The organism is Kribbella sp. CWNU-51 (assembly GCF_054073265.1).
Map to the genome: position 1 here is coordinate 136040 of NZ_JBSXMZ010000009.1, position 21957 is coordinate 157996.

At 69.2% G+C, this 21957-nt stretch carries 21 protein-coding genes; 4 read left to right on the forward strand and 17 right to left on the reverse strand.

From position 1 onward, the window contains the following. Nucleotide 1: 1 nt before the first annotated feature. On the reverse strand, nucleotides 2–1900 hold the full coding sequence (locus ACXC9Q_RS14485) for a GTP-binding protein (RefSeq protein ID WP_457057018.1): 1899 nt from the start codon (nucleotides 1898–1900) through the stop codon (nucleotides 2–4). Between the two features lie 322 nt (nucleotides 1901–2222). On the opposite strand from ACXC9Q_RS14485, the gene ACXC9Q_RS14490 reads away from it, so the two are divergent. Beyond that, on the forward strand, nucleotides 2223–3410 hold the full coding sequence (locus ACXC9Q_RS14490; RefSeq protein ID WP_457057019.1) for a class I tRNA ligase family protein: 1188 nt from the start codon (nucleotides 2223–2225) through the stop codon (nucleotides 3408–3410). 260 nt (nucleotides 3411–3670) lie between these two features. On the opposite strand, the gene ACXC9Q_RS14495 is transcribed toward ACXC9Q_RS14490, so the two are convergent. From ACXC9Q_RS14495 to ACXC9Q_RS14540, 10 genes are all read right to left on the reverse strand, one after another. Then, a complete protein-coding gene (locus ACXC9Q_RS14495) occupies nucleotides 3671–4609 on the reverse strand; it encodes a 4-(cytidine 5'-diphospho)-2-C-methyl-D-erythritol kinase (protein ID WP_457057020.1) in 939 nt (312 codons plus the stop codon). 11 nt (nucleotides 4610–4620) lie between these two features. After that, entirely contained in the window at nucleotides 4621–5442 is an 822-nt protein-coding gene (gene rsmA, locus ACXC9Q_RS14500) for a 16S rRNA (adenine(1518)-N(6)/adenine(1519)-N(6))-dimethyltransferase RsmA (RefSeq protein WP_457057021.1), read from the reverse strand. Between the two features lie 72 nt (nucleotides 5443–5514). Further along, nucleotides 5515–6651: a transglycosylase family protein gene (locus ACXC9Q_RS14505; RefSeq protein ID WP_457057022.1), complete on the reverse strand. Its 1137-nt coding sequence runs from the start codon at nucleotides 6649–6651 to the stop codon at nucleotides 5515–5517. A gap of 216 nt (nucleotides 6652–6867) precedes the next feature. Beyond that, nucleotides 6868–7482, reverse strand: coding sequence for a nitroreductase family protein (locus ACXC9Q_RS14510; protein WP_405068869.1), 615 nt, complete (start codon nucleotides 7480–7482; stop codon nucleotides 6868–6870). A gap of 21 nt (nucleotides 7483–7503) precedes the next feature. Further along, nucleotides 7504–7812 carry a hypothetical protein gene (locus ACXC9Q_RS14515; RefSeq protein WP_457057023.1) on the reverse strand — a complete coding sequence of 103 codons (309 nt, stop codon included), beginning with the start codon at nucleotides 7810–7812 and terminating at the stop codon, nucleotides 7504–7506. Nucleotides 7813–7929: 117 nt separating this feature from the next. Further along, complete coding sequence (locus ACXC9Q_RS14520; RefSeq protein WP_457057024.1) at nucleotides 7930–8829, reverse strand: ornithine cyclodeaminase family protein; 900 nt, start codon at nucleotides 8827–8829, stop codon at nucleotides 7930–7932. Continuing rightward, nucleotides 8829–9743, reverse strand: a complete 915-nt coding sequence (locus ACXC9Q_RS14525; protein ID WP_457057025.1) for a TatD family hydrolase — start codon at nucleotides 9741–9743, stop codon at nucleotides 8829–8831. The genes ACXC9Q_RS14520 and ACXC9Q_RS14525 overlap by 1 nt, the downstream gene beginning before the upstream one ends. 10 nt (nucleotides 9744–9753) lie before the next feature. Next, nucleotides 9754–10188, reverse strand: a complete 435-nt coding sequence (locus ACXC9Q_RS14530) for an SRPBCC family protein (RefSeq protein ID WP_457057026.1) — start codon at nucleotides 10186–10188, stop codon at nucleotides 9754–9756. Nucleotides 10189–10252: 64 nt separating this feature from the next. Further along, nucleotides 10253–12007 carry a methionine--tRNA ligase gene (gene metG / locus ACXC9Q_RS14535; protein WP_457057027.1) on the reverse strand — a complete coding sequence of 585 codons (1755 nt, stop codon included), beginning with the start codon at nucleotides 12005–12007 and terminating at the stop codon, nucleotides 10253–10255. A gap of 75 nt (nucleotides 12008–12082) precedes the next feature. Beyond that, nucleotides 12083–12490: an SgcJ/EcaC family oxidoreductase gene (locus ACXC9Q_RS14540; protein WP_457057028.1), complete on the reverse strand. Its 408-nt coding sequence runs from the start codon at nucleotides 12488–12490 to the stop codon at nucleotides 12083–12085. Between the two features lie 28 nt (nucleotides 12491–12518). Here ACXC9Q_RS14540 and ACXC9Q_RS14545 point away from each other — a divergent pair, with 28 nt between their 5' ends. Next, complete coding sequence (locus ACXC9Q_RS14545; RefSeq protein ID WP_457057029.1) at nucleotides 12519–12725, forward strand: hypothetical protein; 207 nt, start codon at nucleotides 12519–12521, stop codon at nucleotides 12723–12725. Here the strand turns inward: ACXC9Q_RS14545 and ACXC9Q_RS14550 are convergent. Next, nucleotides 12722–13633, reverse strand: a complete 912-nt coding sequence (locus ACXC9Q_RS14550; RefSeq protein ID WP_457057030.1) for an NADP-dependent oxidoreductase — start codon at nucleotides 13631–13633, stop codon at nucleotides 12722–12724. The genes ACXC9Q_RS14545 and ACXC9Q_RS14550 overlap by 4 nt on opposite strands. Before the next feature lie 139 nt (nucleotides 13634–13772). Between ACXC9Q_RS14550 and ACXC9Q_RS14555 the strand changes: the two genes are divergently transcribed. Next, on the forward strand, nucleotides 13773–14057 hold the full coding sequence (locus tag ACXC9Q_RS14555; protein WP_457057031.1) for a LuxR C-terminal-related transcriptional regulator: 285 nt from the start codon (nucleotides 13773–13775) through the stop codon (nucleotides 14055–14057). Here ACXC9Q_RS14555 and metG (ACXC9Q_RS14560) read toward each other — a convergent pair. Together metG (ACXC9Q_RS14560) and rsmI are read right to left on the reverse strand one after the other, a co-directional pair. Further along, entirely contained in the window at nucleotides 14054–15619 is a 1566-nt protein-coding gene (gene metG, locus ACXC9Q_RS14560) for a methionine--tRNA ligase (protein WP_457057032.1), read from the reverse strand. The two genes, ACXC9Q_RS14555 and metG (ACXC9Q_RS14560), sit on opposite strands and share 4 nt — an antisense overlap. Nucleotides 15620–15648: 29 nt before the next feature. After that, complete coding sequence (gene rsmI, locus ACXC9Q_RS14565; protein WP_457057033.1) at nucleotides 15649–16491, reverse strand: 16S rRNA (cytidine(1402)-2'-O)-methyltransferase; 843 nt, start codon at nucleotides 16489–16491, stop codon at nucleotides 15649–15651. A 196-nt stretch (nucleotides 16492–16687) separates the two neighbouring features. On the opposite strand from rsmI, the gene ACXC9Q_RS14570 reads away from it, so the two are divergent. Next, complete coding sequence (locus ACXC9Q_RS14570; protein WP_457057189.1) at nucleotides 16688–18238, forward strand: dolichyl-phosphate-mannose--protein mannosyltransferase; 1551 nt, start codon at nucleotides 16688–16690, stop codon at nucleotides 18236–18238. Between the two features lie 868 nt (nucleotides 18239–19106). Here the strand turns inward: ACXC9Q_RS14570 and ACXC9Q_RS14575 are convergent. From ACXC9Q_RS14575 to ACXC9Q_RS14585, 3 genes are read right to left on the reverse strand one after another with little or no spacing between them, the layout of a single operon-like run. Continuing rightward, entirely contained in the window at nucleotides 19107–19790 is a 684-nt protein-coding gene (locus ACXC9Q_RS14575) for a DUF1707 SHOCT-like domain-containing protein (protein ID WP_457057034.1), read from the reverse strand. A gap of 53 nt (nucleotides 19791–19843) precedes the next feature. Next, nucleotides 19844–21091: an MFS transporter gene (locus ACXC9Q_RS14580; RefSeq protein WP_457057035.1), complete on the reverse strand. Its 1248-nt coding sequence runs from the start codon at nucleotides 21089–21091 to the stop codon at nucleotides 19844–19846. Continuing rightward, entirely contained in the window at nucleotides 21088–21915 is an 828-nt protein-coding gene (locus ACXC9Q_RS14585) for a Rossmann-like domain-containing protein (protein ID WP_457057036.1), read from the reverse strand. The genes ACXC9Q_RS14580 and ACXC9Q_RS14585 overlap by 4 nt, the downstream gene beginning before the upstream one ends. Between the last annotated feature and the right edge of the window lie 42 nt (nucleotides 21916–21957).

Consider the following 21957-nt stretch of genomic DNA (forward strand, 5'->3'; position numbering starts at 1 on the left):
CTCACGCCTGGTTGAGGTGGAGGAGGTACTGCTTCTGGTTGAGAGGATTGCCGTCGGTTCGGGAGCGGCTGGGAGCTGTACCTGGGACGGGGCGGTAGCTGGTGGAGACAGGGGTGAGAATGCCTTCGCCGTGGGTCTGGCCGGGGAGATGGGTCTCGAAGGGGTGAGTGGTGGCGGCGGGGATCGTGCCTTCGAGGTGCGCACGATCCTCATGCAGGGTGGTCTGTTCGACCAGGCCGCGTGATTCGGCTAGCAGGGACAAGACCCGGGCGACGGAGTTGGCGGGAATGTCCAGCTCGAAATGGTTGACCGGCTCGAGGACTGTGGTGCCCGCGTCCGCGACGGCTTGCATCAGGACGAGTGGCACGAGCCGGCGGAAGTCGGCGGCGACCGTCACGGGGCTGATGTACGCCGTGTGCGTGAGATCGATGCGGCAGTTCGGGATCTCCCAGCCGTACAGGCCCTGATGGAGGGTCTGGCGGACCGTCTCCTCGATGGCCGTGTGGAACGCGCGGGGCAGACCGCCCAGCTCGACCTCGAGGTTGTATTCGATGCCGTCGGCAATGGGTGAGACGCGGAGGCCGACCGCCGCCGCCCAGAGGTTGTCAGGGGCACCGATCTCCCGGTACGCCGTACCCGCGCCGGCCAACCGTTCGATGTGGATCGGCGTGGTCTCGCTGAAGGAGACCGCCAGTCCGTACTCCGACTCGAGCAAGGACGCGATCACCTCCTTCTGCACCTCGCCGTACAGGCTGACCGTGATGTCGTCGGCCTTCCGGACGCGGATCAGCGGGTCCTGTTCGGCGAGCTGGGTCAGCGCCTGGAAGAGCTTCACGCGATCCCGCGCACTCACGACAGTCTCGAGCGTCGGCGGCGCGAACAACCGGCCCGCACCACGCGCCGGCACGCCGAGCTGATCGCCGATCCGGATGTCCTTGAGCCCGCGCAACGCCACGATCTGCCCGGCCTCGGCTCGCTCGACCGTCCGCCGCGACCCGCGCTCGAAGAGTTCCACCGCCGTCGGACGCGCCTGGTACGACGGACCTTCCGCCGGGTGCACATCGACGTACGCGCGAGCCGACAAGGACCCGGCGAACACGCGCGCCGAGGCAACCTTTTGGCCGGCGGACGCACGCTCGACCTTGAAAACCCTTGCCTGCAAGGCATCCGACGGCAATGCGGTTGCGCGCGGCAACCAGGACTGAATGCCTCCGATCAGGTCGGCGATACCGACGCCGGTCATCGCGGAGCCGAAGTACACCGGGTGGACCTGCGCGGCCGCCACCTGCCGGCGCAGCTCAGCCGCGTAGTCGTCGGCCGACAACCCGTCGTCCAGATAGCGGGCCAGGAAGCCGTCGTTGCGCTCGGCAAGCAGTTCTCCGAGCACCTTGCGCGGCAGCCCGAACGGTTCGAAGACGGCTCCGCGAGTACCGAGGTCCGACACCGATCCCATCGGAACGGCGGCGGGAGTCAGCAACCGCGCGATGTCCGCGAGCAGTTCGTCGTACCGGGCGCCGACACGGTCGATCTTGTTCACGAACAGGCAGGTCGGGATGCGCAGCCGGGTCAGCGTGCGCATCAGCAGACGGGTCTGCACCTGGACGCCCTCGACCGCGGAGATCACCAGCACGGCGCCGTCCAGCACGGACAGAGCGCGCTCGACCTCGGCGATGAAGTCGGAGTGTCCCGGGGTGTCGATCAGGTTGACGGTCAGGTCGCCCAGCTCGAACGACACCACCGCCGAGCGGATCGTGATGCCGCGCTTCCGCTCGAGGTCCATCGAGTCGGTCTGGGTGTTCCCGTCGTCGACCCGGCCGACCCGGTCGATCACACCGGCGGCGTACAGCAGCTGCTCGGTCAGGCTGGTCTTACCGGCGTCGACATGCGCCACAATGCCCATCGTCAGAGAGTTCAAGAGTCCTCGCGAATGCGTCGAAGCGATCAGTACCGATGAGGTCGATCACCACGCGCCGCATCCCGTTCTCCTGCCACTCGATCGATGGACTCCTGCCCGGACCGTAACAGCGGCCCGCCCGGGCCGCGACCGAATTACCCGGCGATTCAAACGCTCGCTTGCCCAGTTGGGGTGAAATCCCTGTGTTTCAAGGGGTTTCGGGCGACCCGGACTGAGAGTATCGTCGCGGACTGCGACCGATCCGGTGTGCAGAGTAACCGGCCCGGCCGTGCTCGCCATCGCCGCCGCCCCGGGGAGGAGCCTTCGCATGAGCATCGCGACGTGTGCCGGTGCGACCGTTGTCGTGATGCCGCCCGCGAAGACCGGCAGGCCGTTGCCCGTCGGTCAGCTCGCCGGGACGTACCTGGCCGCGGACCTCGCGTCCCGGTCGGCACGGGCACGTGGTGAGCGGGTGGTGACGACCGCCGGCGTCGATGTCCATCAGGGCTCGGTGCTCACGCGCGCCGAGCGGGCGGGCGTCGACGCCGAGAAGCTGGCCGCCGCGTTCCGGGACGAGTTCGTCGATGCATTGGATGCCGCCAGAATCCGGTACGACGTCTTCCTCGACCCACTGAGTCCGGCGTACCAGCGCGGCGTCACCACCCTCGCGGCCAACCTCACCGAGGCCGGCCGGATCCCCCTGCGCAAGCGGACGATGCTTGTGTGCGCGGACTGCGGCGCACGGACGGCAGTCGAGGGATGCGCTCACTGTGGCGGTCAGCCGAGACCACTGAATGTCGCGGTGCCGGTCCTCTCGATCGAGGACTACCGCCAGGACCTGACCGAGATCTGGCTGCGCGCCTGTCTCCCCGATCGCGCACGACAGGTCGTCACGCACCAACTCGAGCGACGGCTGCCCGACGTACCGATCGCCTATCCGGGCACCTGGGGCCTCGAAGGCACCGGCCCGCACGAGGGACTACGGCTCGACGCGTACGCCGAGCTCGGCCTCTCCACCGCGTACGGCGTAGCCCAGTCGCTGCGACCGGGATCAGTAGGCCTCGACGAGACGGCGCAGGCCTGGTCCGAAGCCGCCGCGCTGTGGCACTTCAACACCTTCGACGACTGCTTCTACTTCACCATCTTCTGGCCGGCCCTCTACCTGGCCTGCGGAATGCCCCCGGAGACGCTCGGCGGCGCCCAGGTCACCGATCCACCGAACAGCACGACCTCGGCCACCGACTTCCTCCACGACACCAACGTCGACATCGCCCGCCTCTACCTGGCCTGGGCCCCCACCGGCCAGCCCCCGTCGACGTACCGCGACTTCGAGACCTACGTACGCCCGCTCCTCGACGGCGCCAGGTCCCCCACCGTGCCCGCCGCGCTGGCCCAGCCAGACCTCGAACGCGCCACCGCAGCCCTCCACCCCGCCACCTTCAACCCACCCCAAGCCGTCCGCGCAGCCCTCACCACCCCTACCAACCAACTCCTATCCATCCTCACCGGCAGATAACCAGAGCCCTTTGCAGGCTGCTGAAACTGCACGGCTGGAGCTACCGGTGATTCACCGATAGAAGTCTTCGGCGATCTCCTCGTTGGTTGGTCTCGGGGGAATCCCAGTCGTCGGGCACCGTGAGCCGACCGGTGAGCGTTCCGCGACCGGGGCGCCCAGTCGGCCGGCACGACGGGTCGGTCGGGAGCGGACCGCCCGCCGCGTCGGGAGCAGCCGACGCGGGCTGACGAGCGCCCGGGCGCTGTTCACCCATGCTCGAGCTACCGGGTGACCGTGGCGGGGAGGATTCGGGCGCCGGGGACGGGGGCTTCGGCTTGGCGGACCATGCGGCAGAGGCCGGATTCGGCGAGTTCGACGGCCAGGTCGACGGCGCTGCGGCTGTCCGCGGCGAGGAAGAGGCAGGTCGGGCCGGAGCCGGAGATCTGGGCGGCGAGGGCGCCCTGGTCGAGGCCGAACTGGAGGGTCTCGCCGAGCTCGGGGCGCAGCGACAGCGCCGCCGCCTGGAGGTCGTTGCTGAGGGCAACCGCGAGGGCGCCGGGCTGACCGGAGAGCAGTGCGGACATCAGCTCGGGGCGGACCTGCGGCGCCTCGACCCGCCGGAGCGGACGCAGCCGGTCCAGTTCGCTGTAGACGGCCGGCGTGGACAGCCCGCCGTCCGCGATCGCGAAGACCCAGTGGAAGGTCCCGCGCGACATCACCTCGGTGACCTGCTCGCCCCGCCCCTGGCCGAGCGCGGTGTGACCGACCAGGCAGAACGGCACGTCGCTGCCCAGCTCGGCCGCATGGTTCCGCAACTCGGTCTGCGAGAGTTGCAGCCCCCACAACCGATTGCACGCCACCAAAGTCGCTGCCGCGTCAGTGGATCCGCCCGCCAGCCCGCCCGCGACCGGGATCGTCTTGCGGATGGTCAGCTCGACGCCTTCCTCGACGTCGTACTCCGCCTGCAGCAGCAACGCCGCCCGCACCGCGAGGTTCGTGTCGTCGGTCGGTACGTCGTTCGCGAAGTCGCCGACCACGTCCACCGAGATCGAGGCGTCGTCGTCGCGCAGCACCGCGGTGACATCGTCGTACAGGGCAACGGCCTGGTAGACCGTGGCGACGGGGTGGAACCCGTCCGGGCGCGGCGGACCGACCGACAGACCCAGATTGATCTTGGCCGGCGACCGCACCGTGACCTCAGAGGAAGGTGGCACGGGCACACGCTACTGCCTTAGTCAGGCCGACCGGCGCCGGCGAGCGCGGCGAAGTCGGTGATCCCGAGCATCTCCCCGCGCAGCTTCGGGTCGATCCCCGTGACCCGGAACACCTCGTCGAGCCGCTCGCGGTCGGGCATCCAGCGGGCCAGCGCGGACCGCACGGTCTTCCGCCGCTGCGAGAACGCCGCCTCGATCACCGCGAACACTTCCTCCCGGCTCGCCGCCGTCTTCGGCGCGTCCCGCCGCTCGAACGCGACCAGCCCGGAGTCCACGTTCGGCGCCGGCCAGAACACGTTCCGCCCAATCGGCCCGGCCCGCCGCACCTCGGCGTACCAGGCCGCCTTCGCGGACGGTACGCCGTACGTCCGCGAACCGGGCGGGGCCGCAAGCCGGTCCGCGACCTCGGACTGCACCATCACCAGCCCGTGCCGCAGTGACGGGGAGATGGCGAGCAGATGCAGCAGGACCGGTACGGCGACGTTGTACGGCAGGTTGGCCACACACGCGGACGGCGACCCGACCTGCTCCGGTCCGACCGTCATCGCGTCGGCCTCGACCACCCTCAGCATGCCCGCCTGATCCGGCGCGTACGTCGCGATCGTCGACGGCAGAGCCTTCGCCAGCAGCGGGTCGATCTCGACCGCGGTGACCGGATGCCCGTCGGCCAGCAGCGCCAGGGTCAGCGAGCCGAGACCGGGGCCGACCTCGAGCACGGTCTCGCCGTCGTCCAGTTCGGCCGCGCGGACGATCCGGCGGACGGTGTTCGGGTCGATGACGAAGTTCTGGCCGCGCTGCTTGGTCGGGCGGACCCCGAGCGCGGCGGCCAGTGAACGCACTTCCGCCGGACCGAGAAGTCTCGGTCCGGCGGAAGTGGATGAATCAGACGGGGTCACCCCGTCAGTCTGTCACTATGCGCGCTTGCCACAGACCGGCCAGGCGCCGTAGCCACCGCGGTCGGCCTTGACCTTCTCCGCGATCGCGATCTGCTGCGCCTTCGACGCGCCGTTCGCGTTCGTGGCGTACGCCGTCCCGCCGTAGGCCGCCCACGTGCCGTGGTCGAACTGCAGGCCGCCGTAGTACCCGTTGCCGGAGTTGATGGACCAGTTGCCGCCCGACTCGCACTCGGCGATCCGGTCCCAGGCACTGGTGTCGCCGGTGGACGGCGGGGTGCTGGTGTCCTGGGTCGGCGTCGGCGTCGGCGCTGCCGGCTTCGGCTTGGTGCCGACCAGGACCTTCTCGTCGACCGGCGCGGTGACCAGCGTCGACGTGAGCAGCTTGGTGGTCGTCAGCTTGCCGTCCAGGTAGGTGAGCACGTACGTCACCGACTTCGCGCCGTTGACGCCCTTGGCGGCGGTCTTCTTGCTGCCCACTTCCAGCGTCGCCGACTTGGTCTCGGCGGTGCCGTGGGCGATCGCCTCGGTCTTGGTGACCTTCTTGACGTCGACCTTCACGTACCCGACCCGGTTGACTCCCGGCTTGAGCGCGGTGGCCGCCGCCGGGCTGATCCGGTCGTCCCGGTCCCAGACGATCTTGGCCGCGGTCAGCGCCTCGCCGACGGTCGCAGCCATCGACTTGATCGTCGCGACCTTGCCCTGTCGCACGATCTGGACGGTCTTCGGGGTCTTCACGACGAGCTCCAGGCCCTGACGCCCGAGCGGCGCGCTGCGGCTGGTGGAGAAGACGGCGCCGGTGTCGTACCGCAGACCGAGGTCGGCGAGAGCCTCGCTGACACTGTCGGCCGTGGTCCAGTAGGCCTTCTTGGTGCCGTCGGCGTCGATGGTCAGCTGGCGGCCGTACTGCACCGCGATCTCCTGACCGTCCTTGAGCTTGGAGTCCGGCGTGGGCGCGACGACGTCGTGCTCACCGACCTGAACTTTCTCGGCCTTCAAAGCGTCTGCCACGGTGGAGCCGAAGGTATGCACCTTCTGCACCTGGCCGTCGACGGACAGACTGACCGTCTTGCTCTTCGCGGCATACGCCACGGAGCCGCCCGCAACGGCGAACGCAGCCGTCGCACCGACGGCCACGATGATGGACTTACGCACTAACGCTCCCAGGTAGGGCTACCCGGGCACGGGGTGGGACAGCACAGGCACCGATCGCGAACGCCGGACTGGCTGCCCGGAACCCAGGATCCCGCCGAGGGGATGTGCTGCCCGGAATCTTCCCCGATCCCGGCCAACATCACGAGACAGTAACGAAGATGTCCCGGAAGCGCCAATCCCCTCGTCGGCGAGTCGTAAAAAGGTGTAATGGGGCCGTTACGCCAGGTGATGGCCCCATTGCCCTCGATGCACCACTTCCGCGGTGGTCCGGCGGCCCCGCCGCAGCGACGGCGACCGCCTGTCCGGGGCCCGGTAGCCGACCGACAGCAGCCCGATCAGGTCGAACCCCTCGGGTACGCCGAACTCCTTCAGCAACCGGCCCACCTTGTCCGCACGAGGCCCGAAAAAGCACGCTCCCAGGCCTTCGTCGACCACCGTCTGGAGCATCAGCAGCACCGCCATCGCGGTGTCGATGTACCAGTACGGCGCGGTCCAGCGGGCCTCGTCGCGGTCCGTCCAGCCCTTGTCCGCGGCGGCGTACCGATCGAGGTAGGCGTCCTTGTGCGCGAAGGCCAGGATCAGCAGCGGTGCGCGGCGCAGCCCTGTGAGCCATTCCACATACTTCTCGTCGGCGTCCTCGGCCGCGATCCGCCAGTACCGCTCCCGATCGTCGCCCTCGAGCGTCAGGAACGCCCACCCCTGCGTGAACCCGCCGGACGGCGCGCGCAACCCGTTCTCCAGGATGCGTTCCCGGAGCTCGTCCGGCACCGCCCGGTCCGGGTCGTAGTTCCGCACCATCCGGCGTCGCCGGACCACCTCACTGAACTCCATGAGGTGTGTCTACCAGCGGCGTCACCCGACGTCGTCGCCGACCTCCAGGTGCCGCCAGAACTCGATGGCCGGCTCTGCGGTCACCCCGGCCGCCGCCATCATCTGCTGGATCTGCGCTCCGGAGTTCTCGAAGAAGGCCTGGAACGAGGCCTGGTCGGGCCACTCGTCGACGACGAGAAGCTCGGTGTCACTGCCGTAGAAGTGATGCGAGATCAGACCGCGGCTGGACGCGTCCGCCACCACCCCTTGGAAGAGTGCGCCGTTGTCGGCGCCCAACTTCTCGATTGCCGTCGGATCCCCAGTCACCCGCAGCGTCATCAGAACACTCATTGCCTTCTCCCCCATGTGTGGACACCGGCCTCCGCTGAGGCTGACGCCCTCAGACTGCGCTTGTCCGGGGCCCCGCGCAACGGTCGACGGAAACGTTGACGGTCGGCGTCCAGCCGGTCACGAAACCAGCTTCGCCAACAGGTAAGCCTCGGTGCCTGCCAGGCCTACGGAGCAGAAGGCGGTGATCTGTTGCGGGGAGGTGCGGCCGGGGGTGTCGCCGGCGAGCACCGCGCCGAGGCTGATCAGCCGGTCGTGCTGTGGCGTGCCGACCAGCACGAACGGTGGGTCGTACGCGCGTGTCTGGTCGATCGAGTCCGTCACCGCGACATCCGCCCGGGCGATCAGGCCTGGACCGAACTCGGCTCGCCCGATCAGCTTCGGTCCGAGCGTGGTCACGAACGCGCCCGGCGCGACCCAGTCGGCCTCGATCACGGGCACCGGGCTGTTGGTCGCGAGTACGACGATGTCCCGCCCGTCAACCGCCTCCTGGGCCGACGCGACGCCGGCAGCGGGCATACCCAACTCCTCGGAAACCCTTGCAGCAAAGGCATCCCGGCGGACTGGCTCTCGGCTGAAGACGGCGACGGAGGTCAGCCGGCGGACCGTGACGATCGCCCACAGCTGGGTCCACGCCTGGGTGCCGGTGCCGACCAGCCCGAGCGTCGTGGCGTCCGTACGAGCCAGTGTGTCGACCGCGACCGCACCGATCGCCCCGACCCGGCGGGGTCCGAGCTCGTTGCCCACAGCAACACCACGCACCGTGCCGGTGTGCCAGTCGTGGACGACGACCAGCTGGCCGCCGGGATCGGTGGGGAAGGTGTCGTACGACCGGTAGCCGTACCACTCCCCGGTCAGCGCGCCGGTGGTGAAGACGAGATTCCCGCCACCCAGCTCCGTGTGCACCCGTGGCGGCGTGTGCAACCGCCCGGTGTGCGCGGCGAGGATCGCCTCCCGCGTCCACGCGACGGCGTCCTCGGCCGTCAGCCGATCCCGGATGTCGGCATCGGTCAGGACCATCACCATGAGCCGCCGAAGGCCCGATTCGCGTTGTGGTTCAGAGCATCGCAGAGCTCGGCGACCGAGATGTTCAGGACGCCGGCCATCTTCCGGACCGTGTGCGGGATCAGGTACGACGCGTTCGGCTGACCGCGATGCGGGGACGGAGTCAGGTACGGCGCGTCGGTCTCGACCAGCACGCGGTCGAGCGGGGTCACAGCCAGCGCGTCCCGCAGGGACTGGGCGTTCTTGAACGTCACCACGCCGGCGAAGCTCAGGAACGCACCCCGGTTGACGCACTCACGAGCGAACTCGGTGTCGCCCGAGAAACAATGCATGATCACCCGGTCCGGCACGCCCTCGCGGTCCAGGATCCGCAGGATGTCGTCGTGCGCGTCCCGGTCGTGGATCATCAGCGTCTTGTCCAGCCGCTTCGCCAGCTCGATGTGCGCGGCGAACGACTCGTGCTGCACGGCGCGGCCGTCCTCGCCGGTGCGGAAGTAGTCCAGCCCGGTCTCACCGATCACCCGGACCTTGTCCGCGCCGGTCGCCAGCCGCTCGATCTCGGCCAGCGCGCTGTCGAGCTCGCCGGCGGCCTTCAGCTTCGGCGCCTCGTTCGGGTGCAGCGCGACGCCGGCGATCAGGTTCGGGTACTGCTCGGCGGCCTCGACCGCCCAGACCGCGCCCGGCAGGTCGCAGCCGACCTGGACGATCCGGGTGACGCCGACGGACGAGGCCAGCTTGATCGCCTCGGCCGGGCTCAGCCAGGCGCCGTCGTCGCCGTCGGCGATGTCGAGATGGCAATGCGCGTCGACCACGCTCATCGGCAGCGGATCGGGCAGCGCCGGCCGGGTCCGGTCCCGCGACCTGCCGTCCTCCCCGATCGCGGCCCGTTCCCGGGTCGGCCGGTCGACCTCTACACCATCAGCAGCCATAGGCTTCAGATTACTGACCCGCTGTCTCAGCGGCGCCCTTGACCTTGGCGACGAGCATCTCCCACATCTCCTGGGAGTGCTTCGCCTCCTCTTCGCTGCCGTTGTTGTCCTGCGTGAGCTTCAAGTGGGTCGCCGTATCGCTGCCGTCCAGCGTGTAGGTCAGCGTGTGGTAGTTCTCCGGTACGTCGGGCTGCCCGGTGAGCGGACTGTAGTGCGTCAGCTTCAGCAGCCGCCCGGGGTCGACCTCGAGGATCTCGCCCTTGTCCTGATAAGGCTTCCCCTCCCACTCGCCACTCCAGGTGATCGGACTCCCCTGCTGCCAGTCCGTCTTCACCTCGGCTCCGAACCACAGCTCCTTCAGCTGCTCCGGATCGGTCAGCACGTCCCACACCCGCTCGGGCGCTGCGGCGATATCGGTCTCGGCGGTCGCCAGGTAGTTCGTCATCGTCCTCAACTCCTCTCACCCCTGACCGTACGACCGCCGCCACTTACGCGCTTGTAAGAAAGCGTCAACCGAGCCGCGCCAGCTCCTCCTCGACCACGTCCGGTGACAGCTTGGCGAAGATCGGGGTGGGGGGTCGCACCGGCGTGCCCGGTACGACGGGCTCCGACGCCCAGCGTGGTTGGGCGGTGTAGTCGCCGGTGATGATCGGGTACGGCGCGCCGCCGTCGAGGTCGTCGGCCTCGCGGACCTCGGGCTGCGGCAGGAACGTCCCCGTCCCGCCGAGTGCCTCGTGCACGCGTTGGGCCGAGTGGGGTAGGAACGGCGCGAGCAGCCGGTTGCTGTCGGCCACCACCTGCGCGGCGACGTGCAGGATCGTCGCCTTCCGCTCCGGATCCGGCTCCTTCCACGGCGCCTGCTGGGACAAGTACTGGTTCGCGTCGGCCGCGTTCCGCATCGCCGCGCCCATCGCGGTCCGCAGCCGCTGGTGCCGCAGGTGGTCGCCGACGGTGCCGAACGCCTCCTTGCTGCCGGCAAGCAGGTCACGGTCGGCCGCGGTCAGCTCGCCGGCCGCCGGGATGGCGCCGAGGTTCTTCGCGATCATCGAGGCGGTCCGGTTGACCAGGTTGCCCCAGGTGCCGACCAGTTCGTCGTTGTTCCGCCGGACGAAGTCGGACCAGGTGAAGTCGGCGTCGCGCGTCTCCGGCCCGGCGACCGACACCCAGTACCGCAACGCGTCCGGCCCGTACCGCTCCAGCACGTCGCCGACGAAGATTACCACCGACCGGGACGACGAGAACTTCTTGCCCTCCTGCGTCAGGAACTCGCTGCTCACCACTTCGGTCGGCAGATCGAGTACGCCGTACTGCCCGGGCGAGGCGTTGTAGCCGAGGAGTTCGGCCGGCCAGATCTGGGCGTGGAAGGTGATGTTGTCCTTGCCCATGAAGTAGTAGGACTGGGCCTCCGGATCGCACCACCACTTGCGCCAGGCGTCCGGGTCTCCGGTCCGCCGGGCCCATTCGATGCTGGCGGACAGGTAGCCGATGACCGCGTCGAACCACACGTACAGCCGCTTGTTCGGGTTGTCCTCCCAGCCCGGCAGCGGCACCGGGATGCCCCAGTCGATGTCGCGCGTCATCGCCCGCGGCCGGACGTCGTCGAGGAGGTTGAGGGCGAACTTGAGCACGTTCGGCCGCCATCCGGTGCGGGTCTGCAGCCAGGCGCCCAGCTGATCGGCCAGCGCCGGCAGGTCCAGGAAGAACTGCTCCGACTCCGCGAACACCGGCGTCTCGCCGTTGATCCGGCTGTGCGGGTTGATCAGGTCGATCGCGTCCAGCTGGTTCCCGCAGTTGTCACATTGGTCCCCGCGGGCGCCGTCGTACCCACAGATCGGGCAGGTGCCCTCGATGTAGCGGTCGGGGAGGGTGCGGCCGGTGGACGGCGAGATCGCGCCCATCGTCGTCCTGGTGATGAGATATCCGTTGCGGTAAAGGGTTTTGAAGAGCTCCTGGGCGACGGCGTAATGGTTGCGGGTCGTGGTGCGGGTGAACAGGTCGTAGGACAGGCCGAGGCCGTGCAGATCCTCGACGATCACCCGGTTGTAGCGGTCGGCGAGCTCCCGCGGGCTCACCCCTTCCTGCTCCGCCTGCACGAGGATCGGCGTACCGTGCTCGTCCGTGCCGGACACCATCAGCACGTCGTGACCAGCCATCCGCAGGTACCGGCTGAACACATCGGACGGTACGCCGAACCCGGACACGTGGCCGATATGCCTGGGACCGTTCGCGTACGGCCAGGCCACGGCGGAAAGGATGCTGGTCATGCGTCGACTGTAGAAGTGAGCAGTCGCCGGGGCGACGGGTTTACCCAGCCGGATCGTGCAGGAAGCCAGCCCGCGTCAGCGGATCGGTGTCGTCTGCGCCAAGGCGATCTGCCACCCGTCACCCCTGCGCACCAGCACGTACGTCATCGCACCCGTCGTGGGCATCGTGCCGGCTTCAGCGGATCGCTCATCGTGGATCGTCTTGGTCAGGCTGGCGATCGCAACGTCCGGCGTGGGGAACCGGATGTCGTCGGTCTGCAGCGTCGTCCGAACATCCTTCAACGGCGTCGACAGCGCCGCTGCCATCGCAGCGGCGAAGGTATCTCGCCCGAAGACCCGCCGACCGGCGAGGTTGACGAGCACCAGGTCGGGGGTATGCAGAGCGGGCAGTGCATCGGCGTCCAGTTGCGCCTCCTGAGATCGAGCGACAAGCTCGCGGATCAGCTTCTCGTCGGCGTCGCGGCCGGTCTTCGACGTGTTCATGACGGAGACCGTAATACCTCAACAAGGGTTGAGATCAAACACTCTCCGACCGGCCGCCCGGCCGGCTCGCCGCGGCTCGGCGTACCACCCGGACGTCCCCGACTTCCCGACCCTCACCCGCGGCTGGACCTCGACGACCTCCGTCGAGATCCCGCCCGGGGTGAACTTCGTCGACCGCTGGGACCCGCGAGTGGCCGACGTACCAGCACCGACCTCTCGGTTCGCCTACGCCTAGGGGAGTACGACGACCTTGCCGGGGGCGTGGCCGGATTCGCTGAGTTCTTGGGCCTTGGCGGCGTCTATCAGGGCGAAGGTCTGGGCGATGCGGACCTGGAGGTTGCCGGCTGCGGCGGCCTGCAGCTGGTTGGTCAGGCCGGCGGCGATCTCCGCCGGCGAGGCGCTGCTGCCCATGGACGCCGCAACGCCGAGTTCCGCGGCGCTGAAGTCGGCGATCGTGACGATCCGGTCGGTGTCGCCGCGGAGTTCGATCGACTCCTTCGGACCGCCGTGGCCGGCGGTGTCGAAGACCGCGTCGATGCCCTGCGGCGCGACTTCGCGAACCCGGTCGACCAGGCCCTCGCCGTACGCGACCGGGATCACGCCGAGCGAGCGCAGGAAGTCGTGGTTGGCGGGTGACGCCGTACCGATGACCGTGGCACCCGCGGTCTTGGCGAGCTGAGCCGCGATCGAACCGACCGCGCCGGCGGCGCCGTGCAGGAGCAGGGTCTCGCCGTCCTTCAGCTGCAGCTCATCCAGGACACGCTGCGCCGTCTCACCCGCGATCGGCAGCCCGACCGCCTGCTCCCAGCTCAGGCCCTCCGGCTTGCGTACGACGTTGCCGGCCAGCGCGTGCTCGGCGTACGACCCGGTCGTGGACCAGCCGACGACCTCGTCACCGACGGCGAACTCCGAGCCTTCACCGACCTCGTCCACCACCCCGGCGACCTCCAGCCCCGGCGTGGCCGGGAACGTCACGTCGATGAACCCCTTGGTCCAGCCGCGGCGGACCTTGAAGTCGATCGGGTTCACCCCGGCCGCGCGAACCCGGACCCGGGTCTGTCCGGGGCCGGCGTGCGGCTCGGTCACATCCTCGGTCCGCAGTACCTCGGGACCGCCGAACTCCTCGAAAACCACCGCTCGCATGCTGCGCCTCCATCGATTGGTTGATACTTCAATCAAGCTTCGCGGGTGTCCGGGCATTCCCGACTGGCCGAACGAACGGTTGTCCACCGTCCGAAAGACGGGCTCGGGTGGACGCATCAACCGCCGTACCCTGAACGACATGGCAGACGACGTGCTGGCCAAGGCTCGCGCCGACCTAGCCGCCGAGCTCGGTGAGGCCCACGCGGCCACGCTCGCCACGCTTCTCGGCGTACTGCGGAACCAGCGGATCGACGCTGATTCGGCCCGCTCGACGGCCGTGGAGCTCGCCCTGAACGAGCTGCACATCAGCGAGTCGACGGTGAAGTTCCACGTGGCGAACATCCTGACCAAGCTCGCCGTCACCAGCCGGACCCAGGCCGCCGCGCTCTACCACGCGACGGCCGCGGTCCAGGTCGAGGTCTAGGCCTCTTCGAGCCGCGGGAACAGCGCGTCGCCCTTGGTCAGCGTGGCGCCGGCCGGGAGCTGGCCCCACGTGCCGGCGTCCTGGACCCGCTGGTCCTTCAGCGAACCGAGCTTCTCCTCGGCGCCCAGCAGGGTCCAGAGCTTCGCGGACGTCTTCGGCATCGTCGGGTTGTGCAGTACGGCGACCGCACGCAGCGTCTCCGCCGCGCTGTAGAGGATCGTGGCCAGGCGGGCCTGCTGGGACTCGTCCTTCGCAACCTTCCACGGCTCCTGCTCGGTGACGTACCCATTGACCGCGCCGACCAGCTCGTTGATCGCGGCCAGCGCGTCCTGGAAGGCGAGCGACTCGATCGCCTTGTCCGCGATCGCCACCGTCTGGGCTAGCTTGTCGGCGAGCGCCTGCTCGGCCGGTCCGTGGTCGGTGGGCTCCGGCAGCGCGCCGTCGAAGTACTTGCCGACCATCGCCGCGATCCGGCTGGCCAGATTGCCCAGGCCGTTGGCGAGTTCGGAGGTGTAGACCGCGCTGAGGTGCTCCCAGGAGAACGAGCCGTCGGACCCGAACTGGATCGTCCGCAGGAAGTAGTACCGGAACGCGTCCGAGCCGAAGTGGTCGGTGATCTCGTGCGGCGCGATCGCGGTCAGCTTCGACTTGCTCATCTTCTCGCCGCCGACCAGCAGCCAGCCGTGCGCGAAGACCTGCCTCGGTACGGCGACCCCCGCGGCCATCAGCATGGCCGGCCAGATCACCGCGTGGAACCGGAGGATGTCCTTGCCGACCAGGTGCACGTCGACCGGCCAGAGCTCCTCGAACCGCTCCGGGTCGGTGCCGTAGCCCGCGGCCGTCACGTAGTTGAGCAGCGCGTCGATCCAGACGTAGAGGACGTGGTCCTCGTCCCACGGCACCGGGATGCCCCAGTCGAAGGTCGAGCGAGTGATCGACAGGTCCTGCAGGCCCTGCTTGACGAACGCGACCACCTCGTTGCGGGCGCTGGCCGGGGCCACGAAGTCGGGCTGCGACTCGTACAGTTCCAGCAGCTTGTCGGCGTACGCCGAGAGCCGGAAGAAGTAGTTGGTCTCCGAGACCGTCTCCAGCTCGGTGCCGTGGATCATGCACCGCTGGGTGCCGTCCTCGTCGGTGCGGATGTCGGCGGGGAGCTTGAACTCCTCGCAGCCGACGCAGTACAGGCCCTCGTACTCGCCCTTGTAGACGTCGCCCTTGTCGTACAGCGTCTGCCAGAACTCGCGGACCCGCTCGGTGTGCCGCTGCTCGGTGGTCCGGATGAAGTCGTCGTACGCGATGTCGACGTCGACCCAGGCCGGCTTCCAGGCCTCCTCGACCAGTTTGTCCGTCCACGCCTGCGGGGACATGCCCTGCGCCTCGGCGCTGCGCATCACCTTCTCGCCGTGCTCGTCGGTACCGGTCAGGTACCACTTGCGCTCGCCGCGCTGGGCGTGCCAACGGGTCAGGACGTCCCCGGCCACCGTCGTGTAGGCGCTGCCGATGTGCGGCGGGGCCGTGACGTAGTAGATCGGGGTGGTGACGTAATAGGCCTTCTCGGACATGCCTTAAAGGGTAGTGCCGGACGCCAGTGCTATTTACCGGGGTCTCGGGCCGCCAGTACGGCGTCGTACACGGTCCGTTTCGGGACGTTGAAGCGCTTGGCGACGTCGGCGATGGCCTGTTTACGCGGCGTGCCCGCCTCCTCGTCGGTGGCGACCTCGGCGGCCAGATCCTCCGGGGTGAGGATCTTGTGCGGGTCCGCGCCGGCCACCACGACGGTGATCTCCCCGCGGACGCCGTCCTTGGACCAGGTGACCAGGTCGGCGACCGGACCGCGTTTGACCTCCTCGTACGTCTTGGTGAGCTCGCGGCAGACCGCCGTACGACGCTCCGCACCGAAGGCCTCCGCCATCGCCTGGAGAGACGCGGTCAGCCGGTGTGGCGCCTCGAAGAACACCATCGTCCGCGGCTCGTCCGCCAGCTCGCCCAGCCGCCGCGCCCGCTCCCCCGGCTTCCGCGGCAGGAACCCCTCGAACGTGAACCGATCCACCGGCAGCCCGCTCAGTGCCAGCGCGGTCAGTACGGCGGACGGCCCCGGAACCGCCGTGATGTCGACCTCGGCCTCGATCGCGGCGGCCACCAGCCGATACCCGGGATCCGAAACACTCGGCATCCCCGCATCCGTCACCACGACCACGGTCTGCCCGGACGTCAGCGCCTCGAGCAGCTCCGGGGTCCGCTCCCGCTCGTTCCCCTCGAAGTAGCTGACCACCCGCCCACCGACCGTGATCCCCAGCTCGGAAGTCAGCCGCCGCAACCGCCGGGTGTCCTCCGCGGCCACCACATCAGCCTCCGCCAGCACCCTCCCCAACCGCGCCGAAGCGTCCCCCACGTCCCCAATAGGAGTCCCCGCCAACACCAATCGCCCGGTCACCAGGCCATCATTCCAGCCGCCCGGAACCCACGCGGGGAGGCGGTGGTACCGGGGCGTCCGTACCATGGCGGGCGTGGCTGCTGTGATCGAGGACGGGACTGCGCGGCGGAGTGACGCTGCCGACGGGCTGGAGACGCTCGGGCGGGACGTGCTCGGGAGACGGCTGCCGCCGCTGAAGGACCGGTTGTACCCGCCGATGCCGAAGGATTTCGACGGCGGCTGGATCGCGACGCTGGCGATCACCGCGATGGCGGCGATCCTGCGGTTCTGGAACCTGGGCAACCCGGTGAAGTTCGTCTTCGACGAGACGTACTACGCCAAGGACGCATTCAGCCTGCTCAAGTTCGGCTACGCCCGGCAGTTCATCGACCAGCCGGAGGGCGCCGCGGACAAGGCGATCCTGAGCGGCAATCTGGACGTCTTCAAGGCCACCCCGAGCCTGACCGTGCACCCCGAGGTCGGCAAGTGGATGATCGCCGCCGGCGAGCAGCTGTTCGGGATGAACACGTTCGGCTGGCGGTTCATGCCGGCCCTGTTCGGCACCCTGACCGTGCTGCTGGTGATCCGGACGGTACGCCGGATGGCCCGGTCGACCCTGATCGGCGCCATCGCGGGCCTGCTGCTCGCCGTCGACGGCCTGCACTTCGTGATGTCCCGGGTCGCACTGCTCGACATCTTCCTGGCGTTCTGGATCGTCGCCGCGGTCTCCTGCCTGATCGCCGACCGGGACTGGACCCGCCGCCGGCACGCCGACACCCTCGACACCCCGGTCCCGGACGGCGAACGCCGTACCGTCGGCCGCTGGCTGCTCTTCCGCCCGTGGCGGATCCTGGCCGGGATCTGCTTCGGCCTCGCCTGCGGGACCAAGTGGTCCGCGATCTGGGTGCTGGCAGGCTTCGGCATCCTGGCCTTCGCCTGGGACTACGGTGCCCGGCGCGCGCTCGGCGTCCGGTTCGCGTTCGTGAAGTCGGCGCTGGTCGACGGCATCCCGGCGTTCTTCAGCATCGTGCTGGTCGCGCTCGTCACCTACCTCGCGACCTGGACCGGCTGGCTGCTGCACGACAACGCCTACGACCACGACTACGCGTCCAAGAATCCAGCGCACGGCGTCATGAAGGTCGTCCCGGACGACTTCCGCTCACTCCTGCACTACCACCAGGAAGTGCTCGCCTTCCACACCGGCGACTACATCAAGCACGCCACCCACCCCTACCAGTCGAACCCGGCCGGCTGGCCGATCATCGCCCGGCCGATCGGGTTCGACGCGGTCAACGACATCAAGGCCGGTACGCCGGGCTGCAACCCGCCGGCCGGGACGAACTGCCTGTCGGTGATCTCCGCCCTCGGTACGCCGATCCTCTGGTGGGGCGGGGCCCTGTCGCTGATCGCGGCGCTGGTGCTGTGGATCGGCTCGCGCGACTGGAGATTCGGCGTACCGATCGTCGGCTACATCACGTGCTGGGTGCCGTGGTTCGCGTTCGACGACAGACCGATCTTCTTCTTCTACGCCGTGACGATGATTCCGTTCACGGTGATGGCGCTGGCGCTCGTGCTGGGCAAGATCCTCGGACCGGCCAGAGCCGCGCTGGGTACGGCGACGCCCCGAAGACTCATCGGCAGTGCGGTGGTGGGCGCCTTCGTCGTACTCGTCGTGCTGAACTTCGCCTACATCTGGCCGATCCTGACCGACAAGGTCCTCCCCCACCCCGACTGGCTCAGCCGAATGTGGTTCAAGTCCTGGATCTGACCACCTCGCCACCCCATCGCTGCGTTCCCCTCTCGTCCCCCACCCGCCACCCGACATCCCCGGCGCATGCTCCGGCCACACCGCTCGCCACCCAGAGCCGGCCGACTCGTTCGAGGGGATATCCGGCGCTTCGCATGGTTCCGTGGGATCGAGCCGGACAGCCCGTACTCACTGTCGTGTTGCCCGTGCCGTAGACCGGATCGCCAGGCCATCACAACGAGGCCAGGACGAAGGCCTCCCACGGACGATCGCTGCGTCTCGGTGATTGTGATGGCCTGGAAGTCCGCGACACCCCGCCACGCCGGGGGGCGGGTGTGGCGATGCCGGGCCGCTGACCGGACCTGCCCCACTCACAGCAGCGCGATGTCAGAGACGCCCCGCTTGGCCGCGAGCATTCAGCAACTGACGGTCTGGGTTGGTGAGTGCGCCACGTCCGCCCAGGCCGAGACCCACGGGCCGGCCTCGTCCCAGTAGTCGCGCTCGCGGATGTCGGCGGTCAGGACCGAGCACCAGGACTCCGGCCGGCCGGCGGGGCGAGGCTGGGGAGGATCTTCCCCCCGATCCGGGACCAGATCCTCCCCACCCCGGGCGGCAACCGACAGAACACGGCCGCCTGTCCGGGACGCGAAGGAGGCGAACAAACCGCCCACGGATATGTCAGAAGAGCCGGATATCCCTGGCCGTTGCCGGTCCTCCCCCTTCACACCAGCACACAACCGGCACCGCCGCGGGTTATCCCCTGGCGTCGCTGGCGGTACTGCGGGCGGGGGTGGCGCTGGCGGCGCAGCGGGTGACGGGGTGACGGCGCGGGCGGGGCGGGGGTGGGCTGGCGGCGCGAGCGGGTGACAGGGTGGGCGGGGCGGGGTGGCTAATGGCCGCCTAGTTGGTGGTGGCCTTTGCCTTTGTTCTTCTTGCCGTGCCGTTTGGCGGATGACTGGCCGCCGACGCCGCCGAAGAGGGCGAGGCCCTTCACCACGACGGTGGGTGCGTTCGGGTCCGGGTCCTCGCTGCCGCGAGCCGCGAACCCGCCGAAGATGCCGACGCCCTCGTTGCGGACACTGACGCCCTCGGGGACGGTGATGTCGATCCCGCCGAACACCGCGAACGCCCAGATCGTCACCTCGCGGCCCTCGAACACCGCGTCGGTCATGTCCAGGTCGTGGCCGCCGAAGACCGCGACCGCGTTGGTCCGGCGCTTGACCCGCCAGCGGCCCTTCCGCTCGCCGCCGCCGAAGATCGCCAGCATGGTGTCGAAGCTCTCCGCCGGGTTCGCCGGCTCCTCGATCGGCACCCGGCCGTTCGACAGGGCCGGCACCGGCACCGCGGCCGACACCGGCACGGCCTGACCGGGGACGAGGAGGTCGCGGGTGATCGGCTCGAGTTCGCCCAGGGTCTTCGCCTGCAGCGTCTGCTCGAGCCGGTCGGCATGCTCGTCCTGTGACAACCGCCCCGACATCAGGGCATCCCGCAGTACGTCGACGACCTGGTCGCGATCGATGTCGGACGCGCGGAGATGCGCGTGCGGATGCGGGCGGTCGGGCAGGTTCTCCATACACTGAACGATATATCGACCAAGGCTCGGTGAGGACCCTGATCAAGCCCGGATCAAGCCCTGACCGTTGGCCCGCCTCGGACGCGTACGGCGAGGAGGACGGCAAGCAGCGTCATCGCGGCGAAGGCGCACGCGGTGCCGGGGTAGCCACCGAGACCGAGGCCCAGGCCGCCGATGGCCGCGCCGAGGAAGGTCCCGAGGCTCATGCCGGCCGCGTTGATGCTGAGGGCCGATCCGCGGAGGTCGCCACTGCGTCGGACCAGCAGGGTTGTGACGCAAGCGGCGACGGTCGCGTGGCCGGCGCCGATGAGCGCGGTCAGGAGCAGGGTCAGTGGCAGCGTCGGCGAGAAGTAGAAGGCCGCGACACCGATCAGAGCGAGTCCGAGGCCGGCGAGCAGCAGTTTCTCCGGGCTGATCCACGGGCGTTCGAGGGCGAGATAGCGACCGGCCAGCAGATTGCCGAGGAAGAACGAGGCGCCGCTCAGCGACCAGACCAGCGCGAACCATCCCGGCGCCAGGCCGAACCTCTCGTCGTAGAAGGCCGCGAGGTAGGCCAGGTACCCCATGAACGCCGCGGTCCGCAGCATCGCGACCGCAAGCAGCGGGAGCGCACCGGGGATGCGGGCCAGCTCCCGGTACGTCGCCAGGTAGCTCATCCGCTCGGCGCCGTCAGCCTGGAGCGGCGCCTTCCGTCCGCGACCGCGCCAGCAGAACGCGGCCGACAACGAGAGCGAGACCACGGACGCGGCGAGCAGGTTCCCGCGCCAGCCCCAGAGGAGCCCGGGAACGGCCAGGACCGGCGCGGCCAGCATCGCCATCATCGACGTGGTCGCGGACACCAACGTCGCGGCGCGCCCGGCCGCTGCGGGCGACCGGAACCGATCCGCAGCCGCGGCCCCGATCGACGGCGCCAGGATCGACGTCGACGCCCCGATCAGCAAGCAGAACGCGGCCAGTGCAAACACGTTGCCCACCGCACCGAGCGCCGCCGAAACCCCGAGTAACGCAAGGCCTCCCGCGGCCATCAGTTCGCGCGCGAGCCGGTCGATCAACGGCGCCAGCACGAACCCGACCAACAGTGCCGCCAGACCCCCGAGCCCTCGCAGCCCACCGATCTCCGCCACATCCCCACCGGCCGCCGCCGCGATCGGCACCAGATACATCCCGAACACGGTGAACGGAATCAGACTCACCGCCGATGCCAGCAAGAACGGCCACAACCGGCGCACCATCCACCAGTCGCCCGGCACCTCGGCCGGGAGTGCGGTGACGACCGGTGGGTTCTGACCGGGGCTGCTCATAGACCCGTCCTGGAGTGGTAGCGGTACAGGCTCGTCGGGCGGGAGCTGAACTGGGAGAAGGGGAGGGGCTCCGCGGACAGGGCGGTGACGCCGGAGCCGAGGAAGGCGCGGGCGACCGCGCTTCCGGTCTGAGCATAGACGGCGAGAGGCTTCTTTTGCTGACGGCAACGATCTAGGAGGACGTCGAAAGTCCCATTGGACAACGTCATTCCGGTGGCGACGACGGCGTCGGCATTGTCGACAACCTGCGTCATGTCGCGCGAAACCGGCGCTCCGGACGCGGTCTCGCGGAGGTTGAAGTCACACGGTAGACACAATCCGCCGCGCGCCGTGATCGCCTCGACGAGCGGGTTCACCACGCCGATCAGCGCAACTTTGGTGCCCTCGGCAACATCCAGGAGCCCGGCGACCGCGGCGTCACGGGCGCGGGCGCGGACGTCCGGCGTGCCGGCGGGAAGGACGACTTCCTCGGCGTCGGGCGACACGTGGTGTGGCTCGACCGAGGCCAGGTAGGCGTCGAGCGCGGCGATGCGCACCGGCAGGGGGTCGTCGAATCGCAGTACGTCGGCGAGCGTGCGGCCGGACGTGTCGGCGCAGTACGACGGGTCGAGCTCGCCGGCCTCGAAGGAGCAGGCGCCGAAGACCTCGCCGACCCGCAAGAGGACGTAGTAGTTGCGATAGGTCACGTCGGCACCCGGCAGGCGCGTGGTGTGGTGGAGCCAGAAGGCGCTGGTGACGGCGAACGTGGACGGAGCGGGGCCGACGGAGCCCGAGAGGACGGCGGCGACCAACTCGTCGACGGAAGAGAGCGCAGGTGCGGTCATGGCAGCTCGGCCAGCCTTTCGGGGTCGTACAGCAGGGCGGAC